Source organism: Paenibacillus sp. 598K (genome assembly GCF_003851045.1).
Classification (GTDB): Bacteria; Bacillota; Bacilli; order Paenibacillales; family Paenibacillaceae; genus Paenibacillus_D.
The window spans coordinates 1-6,434 of record NZ_BFBX01000072.1; the positions used below are offsets into that span (position 1 = coordinate 1).

Annotated in this window: 8 protein-coding genes; 1 reads left to right on the top strand and 7 read right to left on the bottom strand. The window is 62.8% G+C overall.

Annotated elements, in window-relative coordinates:
• The 6 genes from PA598K_RS20845 to PA598K_RS20870 form a co-directional block, all read right to left on the bottom strand.
• Positions 1 to 560 (bottom strand): alcohol dehydrogenase catalytic domain-containing protein (locus PA598K_RS20845; RefSeq protein WP_185602135.1); only part of this gene is annotated, 560 nt, incomplete at its 3' end.
• 91 nt (positions 561 to 651) lie between these two features.
• Entirely contained in the window at positions 652 to 1,137 is a 486-nt protein-coding gene (gene queF, locus PA598K_RS20850; RefSeq protein ID WP_128658822.1) for a preQ(1) synthase, read from the bottom strand.
• 81 nt (positions 1,138 to 1,218) lie between these two features.
• Positions 1,219 to 1,947 carry a 7-carboxy-7-deazaguanine synthase QueE gene (queE, locus tag PA598K_RS20855; RefSeq protein WP_128658823.1) on the bottom strand — a complete coding sequence of 243 codons (729 nt, stop codon included), beginning with the start codon at positions 1,945 to 1,947 and terminating at the stop codon, positions 1,219 to 1,221.
• Positions 1,944 to 2,375, bottom strand: coding sequence for a 6-pyruvoyl trahydropterin synthase family protein (locus PA598K_RS20860; RefSeq protein ID WP_128658824.1), 432 nt, complete (start codon positions 2,373 to 2,375; stop codon positions 1,944 to 1,946). Before PA598K_RS20860 ends, queE begins: the two co-directional genes overlap by 4 nt.
• Positions 2,372 to 3,043 carry a 7-cyano-7-deazaguanine synthase QueC gene (queC, locus tag PA598K_RS20865; RefSeq protein WP_128658825.1) on the bottom strand — a complete coding sequence of 224 codons (672 nt, stop codon included), beginning with the start codon at positions 3,041 to 3,043 and terminating at the stop codon, positions 2,372 to 2,374. The genes PA598K_RS20860 and queC overlap by 4 nt, the downstream gene beginning before the upstream one ends.
• Before the next feature lie 389 nt (positions 3,044 to 3,432).
• Positions 3,433 to 4,884, bottom strand: a complete 1,452-nt coding sequence (locus PA598K_RS20870) for an MATE family efflux transporter (protein WP_128658827.1) — start codon at positions 4,882 to 4,884, stop codon at positions 3,433 to 3,435.
• Positions 4,885 to 5,087: 203 nt separating this feature from the next.
• On the opposite strand from PA598K_RS20870, the gene PA598K_RS20875 reads away from it, so the two are divergent.
• Positions 5,088 to 6,002, top strand: a complete 915-nt coding sequence (locus PA598K_RS20875) for a helix-turn-helix transcriptional regulator (RefSeq protein ID WP_128658826.1) — start codon at positions 5,088 to 5,090, stop codon at positions 6,000 to 6,002.
• Between the two features lie 16 nt (positions 6,003 to 6,018).
• Here PA598K_RS20875 and PA598K_RS20880 read toward each other — a convergent pair.
• A partial coding sequence (locus PA598K_RS20880) for an alanine racemase C-terminal domain-containing protein (protein ID WP_305780196.1) occupies positions 6,019 to 6,434 on the bottom strand: 416 nt, incomplete at its 5' end.

Below are 6,434 nucleotides of genomic sequence, written 5' to 3' on the forward strand. Positions count from 1 at the left end.
ATGGCTAGGCTGGCGCCGAGCGCCAGCGCCGCCTGTCGCTTCGCCTCCGACCCTGCGGTGACGATCGCCCGAGCCCCGAGCTCACGCGCGATCTGGATCGCCGCTGTGCCGACGCCGCTCGCTCCGGCATGGATGAGCGCCGTCTGCCCCGCGCCCAGTCCGCCCAGCTCTACCAGATTCAGATACGCTGTGAGGAAGGCTTCCGGGATCGCCGCCGCTTCCTCGAAGCTGAGCGCATCCGGGATGCGCATCGCCATGCCCGCAGGCAAGCTGACGCGGGCCGCATAGCCGCCGCCAGGCAGCAGCCCGAAGACGCCGTCGCCCGGCTGCCAGCCCTCTGTCTCGGCTCCCGCCTCGACGACGACGCCTGCCATCTCCAGGCCGAGGATAGTCGAGGCGCCCGGCGGCGGCGGGTAGTGACCTCGCTTTTGCAGCAGATCGGCACGGTTGAGCGCCGTAGCCTTGACCTCGACGAGCAGCTCGCCTGCTCCGATCGTCGGTTCCTCCGCCTCGCCGAGCACGAGCATTTTCGTCTGTTCGTCCACCAACACAGCCTTCATATGGATCGCCTCCCCTAGATTCGGGCAGGATCACGCCTGCCGGATTCGCTTCGCACATTCGGACAGGATCGCGTCTGCCGACTTCACACGGTTAACTTCTCAGATTGCGGTTCAGCAGCCGATGCTCGGCCATCGCTTCATACTTGCTGTCTGGGCGTCCCCAGTTGCAGTAAGGGTCGATCGAGATGCCGCCGCGCGGCGTGAAGGTTCCCCACACCTCGATATAGCGCGGATTCATCAGCTCGATCAGATCGTTCATGATGATATTGACGCAGTCCTCGTGGAAATCTCCGTGGTTGCGGAAGCTGAACAGATACAGCTTCAGCGACTTGCTCTCGACCATCCGCTGGTCGGGGATGTAGGAGATATAGATCGTCGCGAAGTCCGGCTGCCCGGTCATCGGGCACAGGCTCGTGAACTCGGGACAGTTGAAGGTGACCCAGTAGTCCCGCTGCGGATGCTTGTTATCGAACGCCTCCAGCACGCCGGGGTCGTATTGATAGACATAGGATGTCCCTTGATTGCCCAGCAGACTCACGCCCTGGGACTTCAGCTCTTCGTTGCTTCTTCCTGCCATGTCGTCTCCCTCTCTCACAATGATGGCCCAATCGGCCGTATCGTATCATTATCTACTGCTTGGCAATCTACAATAGAGCTGCTAGACGCCGCGCTTGTTGCCCCACAGCCAAGTGTGAAGCTGCGGCAGCACGCGGACGCGGCGCAGGCTCGCCGAGCGCAGCACCGCCTCGACGAGCCATTCGTAACGGGACACCAGGTAAGCCAGCATACGCTGCGAGTCCGACTCGGCGAGCTCGCCGTTGCCCGGCTGGACGACCATCGTCATCTCGGGATAACGGGCGTACACGCTCTCGGCGTACGCCAGATCCTGCTCGTCGAAGACGACGACCTTCAGACTCGTCTGCTCCTGCCGGTCGGCGAGCCGCTCGACAATATCGTCGAGACGCGCCCAGTCTGTCGCCATCCCCGAGCTGGGCGGCTTGGGCGAGAGCGTCAGCTCGTCCACCTCGCGGAACCACGACTGATAGCGGCTGCCCTGCGTCTCCAGCGCTACGGTCATGCCCTGCCCATGCAGCAGGTCGATCAGCTCGCCGAGCTGCGGCAGGAGCGCCGGGTTGCCGCCGGACAGCGTCACATGAGCGAAGCTGTCGCCTCCCAGCTCCGTCAGCTCGCGCAGCACCTTCTCTGCAGACAGCAGACGGATCTCCGAGGCGGCCGAGCCGTCCCAGGTAAAGGCCGAGTCGCACCAGTTGCACGAGTAGTCGCAGCCCGCCGTCCGCACGAACATCGTCTTCTGGCCGATGAAGCGCCCTTCGCCCTGCACCGTGGGCCCGAAGATCTCCAGCACGGGGATTGGCCTGCCGCTCATCGCTCGCTCCGCGGTCGATAGATGACATAGCTGCTCGGCGTCTCCCGGAGGAATACCTGCAGGCAGCGCGGCCGGTGCGGCAGCGTGTCCAGATGCGCCTGCACCGTCTCGTATACGATGCGAGCGACGACCTCCGTCGTCGGCATCCGTTTCTCCGGCTTGGCTCCGAACGCATTGTCGTTGTTCAGCAGCGTATGGTCGAAGCGGCCATGCACCAGTTGCTTGAGTATGGCGAAGTTAACCAGGAACCCCGCCTGATCCAGCACGTCGCCGACGATCGTCAGATCGGCGAAGTACGTATGGCCGTGCATCGTCTGGCAGTCGCCGGCCGACGGGTGGGGGATATAGTGGGCAGCGGCAAAATGCATATCCTTGTGCAGCTCATAGCGGAAGTCGTGGGCGGGCGAGGGATAGATCTGCTGGATCATCTCGTCAGCTTCCTTTCGCGTTGGGATTCAAGATACGCGTCCAACCCCTTCCTGCGCAGCAGGCAAGCCGGACAGTTCCCGCAGCCGTCTGCGGGTATGCCGTTGTAGCAGGTCAGCGTGCGCTCCCGCACGAAGTCGAGGCCGCCCAGTTCGTCTGCGAGCGCCCAGGTCTGAGCCTTGTCGAGCCACATGAGCGGCGTCTCGATGACGAAGCTGTAGTCCATCGACAGATTAAGCGTCACATTAAGCGATTTGATGAAGACGTCCCGGCAGTCGGGATAACCGCTGAAGTCGGTCTCGCAGACGCCGGTGACGAGATGGCGAGCGCCGATATTTTTGGCCAGCACCGCCGCGAAGGTGAGGAACAGCATATTGCGACCATCGACGAATGTGGACGGCAGACTGCCCTCGCGATGCTCGATGGCGATGTCCTGGCGCGTCAGCGCATTGGGCGCCAGCTGGCTAAGCAGCGACAGATCGAGCACATGCTGGCGGACGCCCAGCTCCTGGGCGATCTCGGCGGCGCAGATCAGCTCCTGCGCATGCCGCTGTCCGTAGTTGAAGGTGACGGCTTCGACTGTCCCATAGGTTTCCATAGCCCATAACAAGCATGTCGTGCTGTCTTGACCGCCGCTGAAGACGACGACGGCCTTCTCCTGTTGTCTCATTATTACCCTGCTTTCCGGAATGCAAAAACGGCCTGCCAAAGGGAATCTGCTGTCGACGCCATCAGGCGGTCGCAGCAAGCTCCATAGCATGCCGTTCATCCTTAGTATTTTTATAGAGGGGGGGTCGCGAACCTCTCCCGGGCATGCGCTGTCGCATGACTCCGGCATGGCTATTCAGTTCGAGGATACTATAACACAGTCCCGCCCGGATGGGAAGGGCATCATCGCATGCTCCCATCGACGGCGACACCTTCGCCTGACCGGCCCAGCCGCAACGCTGAGAGCTTGAGCGAGAGTTCTCATAGCTCCACAGCGAACGCGGACCTAGGCCCTTTTCCTCCGCTCAGCCTGGGCCGTCAGGGCTCCGACACTGGCCGGGCCGGCTTCGCTCACAGCTCCACAGCTGGTGCGGACAGAAGCGATTCCCCATCAGACTGCCGTCCCGCGCGGCCAGATCCGTCTGGTCCGTCTGGTCCATCAGGTCTATCAGGGCCGTCAGAGCTGTTGACGCCAAGGCGGCTCGCCTCGGCGCGCTTCAGATACTTCTGTCCGCGCCAGCGCCAGAGGGAGAGCGCCCCTCGCACGTACTCGTCGAGGATCATGCACAGGTAGATGCCAGTCAGCCCCCAGCCCCAGTGGATGCCAGCCATGTACGAGAGACCCGCAGCGATGATCCACATCGACGTCAGCGACGCGACCATCGTGAACTTGGTGTCGCCCAGCGCATTCAGCGAGCTACCCATCGCCATGTTGAGCATCTTGCCCGGCTGCAGCAGCAGATTGAGCGCCAGCAACGAGACGCCGATCGCGACAATCTCGGTGTCCGCGGTGAACAGGCCGAGCAGATGCGGGCCGAACAGCAGCAGGAGCAGCGCGCCCGGCACGACGATCGCGATGCCGATCCACAGCGCCCGATACGCCATCCGGTAGGCCTCGCGGGTCTGGCCCGAGCCGAACAGATGGGCGATCTGGATCTGAACGGCCAGCGCGATCGAATAGCCCAGCATAAAGCAGCAGGATTCGAGCGTGTTCATATACGTCCGGGCCGCCAGCTCCTTGGTCCCTAGCATCGCGATGAACGTATAGATCGCCAGTTGGGTCAGCACCCAGCAGGACGTATGCACGCCGAGCGGCCAGCCGATACGCAGCACCTCGCCGAACAGCTTCCGGTCGAACAGCGTCATATCGCGGAGCTGGATACGGCGCTCGAAAGCTCGCACATACATCAGATAGAGCAAGATCGTCGCCAACAGCCGGCTGACTACCGTTGAGATCGCGACGCCCGTCAGTCCCCAGGCCGGGAAGCCGAAAGCGCCGAAGATAAAGGCATAGTTCAGGAACAAATGGACGACGTTCATGCCGATCGCCGTGTACATTGGCCCCTTGGTGTTGCCGGTATTGCGGATGACGGTGCTGAGCGTCGATATAACGGCCGCCAGCACCATGCCGCCGCCGACGATCGAGATGTAGATGCTCGCCATCGGCAGCAGCTCCTCGGGCATCTGCAGCACGGCAGCGATCTCCCCTGGCAGCAGATAGAGGAAGACGCTAAGCGCGAGCCCGATGACGAGCGAGACGCTCACAGCCATTACGGCGATCGTGCGCGCGTCCTCCTCGCGGCGGGCGCCGATCCCCTGGGCGATCAGGATGCCCGCGCCGCTGGCGACAGTGACGAACAACGTCGTCAGCGCAGCGAACAGCTGGTTGGAAAAGCCGACGACAGCAACCGCGTCATCGGAGATGCGGCTCACCATAAGCGTATCGGCGGCGCCGAGCATCAGCTGCAGGAACAGCTCGATAAAGATAGGCCAGGCAAGCGCCCATAATGTGTATTTTCGCATCGAATTGGCGGGGGTGTCGGACTTGATCTGAGGTTGCGCAGTCACCGCGATGGCTCCTTTTGGGTCGTCCCGCTTGCGGGCTCGCCTTGTGAGTAGGTTGTCATATTCAACTCACATTATAGATGCTATACTGGTAGCCAAGTATCAGCGGAGCAACCGAAACTTTCACGATTCCAACCTATATCTCTGCCAGGAGGATGACTATGCTGCTGCAATTCGAAGCGCCGCCCCTCCCCCACTACCTCGTCAGCGGCCCGGCTGTCATGCAGGCCGGACGCAAGCATCCGAGCCGCCGAGCGTTTGGGGTATTCGACCTGCTCGTCGTCAAGGACGGCTGTCTCTATATCGGCGAAGAAGAGCGGCAATACGAGGTCGTATCCGGCCATGCCCTGATCCTGCGGCCGGACTGCAGCCATTATGCGACGCTGCCTTGCGGGCAGGATGTCGACTATTACTGGCTTCACTTCCAGACGACCGGACATTGGGAAGCGATGGATCGCAAGGCCTGTCCGCCGCCCTGGAGCGTCTGGCCAGACAAGCCGGCCGAAGCGCAGATGAGGACGCAAACGGGCGATGCGCCACGTACGATTTGCGCTGCTCCAACCTTTCCGATCCAGATCGCCCAGTTCACTTCGCTATTGCAGCCGCGCAAGCTGTATGAGCGGCTGGACCAGCTCGGGGAGCTGGAGCAACGCAATCATCTGGGCAGCGAGCGCTGGCAGCAGCAACTGCTATTCCAGGAGGTCTTGCAGTTGCTGGCGGCTTCGCTGGAGGCGCCGCCGCCATCAGCCAGCGCGCTCTGCGCCGAAGCGGCGGCGGCCTATATCCGGGAGCATTACCGCGACGGCTTCACGGCACAGCAAATGGGCGAAAGCCTGCGCTTTCACCCTGTCTACATCGCACGTTGCATGCAAAGCCATCTCGGCTGCTCGCCCTCTGACTACCTGCTGCGCTTCCGCATCGAGCAGGCGAAGCTGCTGCTGCTGCAGAGCGACCTGCCGATCTCGCGAATCGCCGAGGAGGTCGGCTTCAACCAGCCGGCCTACTTCACAGCAAGCTTCACCCGTCTGGAAGGGCTGTCACCGCGCAGCTTCCGCCGCCGCTTCCTGCATCGTTGAACCGCGGGCTCGCCCCCTACAACGCCCGCGTCCGCGCGTGGGCGGCGGCGCTCCGGATATGGCGCGGCACGCGACCGGCGATCATCGTCAGCACATGCTGCGGGATCGTCCCGGTATGCGCAGCCAGCTCATCGAGCGTAATCTCTGCCTCTCCCGACCGTCCGATCGCCGTCACGACCGTCCCTGCAGGCACGGCATGGGGCAGCCGGATCATCAGTTGATCCATGCACACTCTGCCGAGGATCGGTGTCCGTACGCCGTCCATCAGCAGGTAGAAGCCTGCGCAGCTGCGCGAGTAGCCGTCCGCGTAGCCGAGCGGCACCGTGCCGACCCACTCGTCCTGCTCAGCCCGGTACGTGCAGTCGTAGCCGACATACTCGCCCGCCCGCACCCGCTTCACCTGAACGATGGTGGAGTAGAGCGCCAGCGTCG